4 protein-coding genes are annotated in these 1956 nt (G+C 34.0%); 2 read left to right on the forward strand and 2 right to left on the reverse strand.

Annotation, left to right across the window (positions count from 1 at the left end; genetic code table 11):
• Both A9G40_RS14060 and A9G40_RS14065 read right to left on the reverse strand, forming a co-directional pair.
• Positions 1-541: ribonuclease Z (locus tag A9G40_RS14060; RefSeq protein ID WP_141675284.1), on the reverse strand; the 541-nt coding region annotated here is incomplete at its 3' end.
• 6 nt (positions 542-547) lie between these two features.
• A complete protein-coding gene (locus A9G40_RS14065) occupies positions 548-775 on the reverse strand; it encodes a YccJ family protein (RefSeq protein ID WP_065579400.1) in 228 nt (75 codons plus the stop codon).
• 74 nt (positions 776-849) lie between these two features.
• On the opposite strand from A9G40_RS14065, the gene yaaA reads away from it, so the two are divergent.
• Entirely contained in the window at positions 850-1623 is a 774-nt protein-coding gene (gene yaaA, locus A9G40_RS14070; protein WP_065581818.1) for a peroxide stress protein YaaA, read from the forward strand.
• Between the two features lie 10 nt (positions 1624-1633).
• Positions 1634-1956 (forward strand): AEC family transporter (locus tag A9G40_RS14075; RefSeq protein ID WP_218058042.1); only part of this gene is annotated, 323 nt, incomplete at its 3' end.

Consider the following 1956-nt stretch of genomic DNA (forward strand, 5'->3'; position numbering starts at 1 on the left):
CAACATCTTTAGCAAGTTCAATCGACGCTTCACAAGGTATTGTGTCACCTAAAATCGCTAATTTCCGACCTTTTTTAAGGTCATTATATAAAATACGATAACCAAAACATGGCACGCGATGTTGTAATAATTTTGCTTCAACTCGAAACTGGTTATCTTCAAAAACGGTACAATCTTTTTCAAGCTCAATAATATTAAGCGGGTAGTTTAACCAAGAATCACTAATTTCAATGACCGTTTCGATAAACTGCTTAATACCTTTTGGACCAACCAAAATTAACGATGATTGATTTTGCATCAAAGATTGGGATGTTAAAACACCGGGTAGCCCAAACAGGTGATCACCGTGTAAATGTGTTAAAAAGAGGATCTCAAGTTTAGAAAGGCTAAATTTGGCTTTTTGCATTTGCATCTGAGTTGCCTCACCGCAATCAAAAAGCCATAAGCGCCCTCTTTCTTGCCTAACATCTAGCACAATACTACTCATGTTACGTTGTGCGGTAGGAGAGCCTGCGCTTGTTCCTAAAAAAGTTAACTTCATAAAAATCTAAATATTTTTGCGTTCAATGGTTTGCTCACCCCAGAACAGCCTATCAGCTTTAGTTTTAGCAAAAGCGAGCTTTAAAACTTCATCACTCCCTTCTGACCAAATCTGCTCAGCTAAAGTTTCGTCATTATTGGCTAATTCAAAAATAGCTTCGGCAATTTCAATAGATGTTTCACGAATAGTAGCCCAAGCTTTGATATCGTGCATTTCTTTTTTACCTACGTTCATTTTGCTACTCCTTTGGGTTGAATTTGATGTAAAATAACCCGATTTATTGCAAAATACAATAGGCAAAATATGTTATGATAATAATTATTTCACCAGCAAAAACCTTAGATTACCAATCACCATTATTAACCCAAAATTATACGTTTCCTCAATTTATTGACTCAACTAAAACCCTTATACAAGATTGTCAAAAATTGAGTGTAGAGAATTTAGCCCAATTAATGTCTATCAGCCCCAAATTAGCTGAGCTTAATTATGAGCGTTTTCAAAATTGGCATAGTGATTTTAATCTTGAGAATGCAAGGCAAGCGATACTGGCTTTTAAAGGTGATGTTTACGAGGGCTTACATGTTGAAGATTTTAATGATAGTGATCTAAAATTTGCTCAATCACATCTACGGATTCTGTCAGGATTATATGGCTTATTACGACCACTTGATCTAATTCAGCCCTATCGCTTAGAAATGGGTATTCGCTTAAAAAACGGTAACCATGCTAATCTTTATCAATTTTGGGGAGAATCATTAACAAATAAACTTAATGACGAGTTGTTAAAATCATCACATCCCACATTAATTAATTTGGCATCAAACGAATATTTCAAAGCAATAAAAGCAAAACAGCTCAATGCTAAGATCATTCAACCGATATTTTTAGATAAAAGCAAAGATGATTATAAAGTGATTAGCTTTTATGCTAAAAAAGCGCGTGGTTTAATGAGCCGATTTATTATAAAAAATAAAATTAATCACAGTGATGATATTAAAGATTTCAATTTAGAAGGCTATCAATTTGATTCAAAACGATCAACTGACTTAGAATGGTACTTCATACGCAATCATCAATAAAATAATGACGATGGCATTTTTTACAACATTATGGGCGCAGTTTTTATCTACCCTGCCCCTTTTTATGCTAATTTTATTCGGTTTTTTAGCGGTTAAAGTAGGTCGTTGGCAAAAAACAATCACCGATAGCCTAACCAAATTTACCTTTTATATTGCATTTCCCATCATGCTATTTCAGATCATGAGCCATTTTTCTGAACATTCGCAAATCGATATAAAACTGTTATTCGTCTTTTTTGGTGGATCCTTTATTGTCTTTGCAATTGGTTGCCTAATTGCATCTAAATTATTTAAGTTAAATGGTTCAGAAAGTACAATGTTTGCTATGGGTAG

This window comes from Gilliamella sp. Nev3-1 (assembly GCF_001690435.1).
Taxonomy (GTDB): Bacteria; Pseudomonadota; Gammaproteobacteria; order Enterobacterales; family Orbaceae; genus Gilliamella; species Gilliamella apicola_C.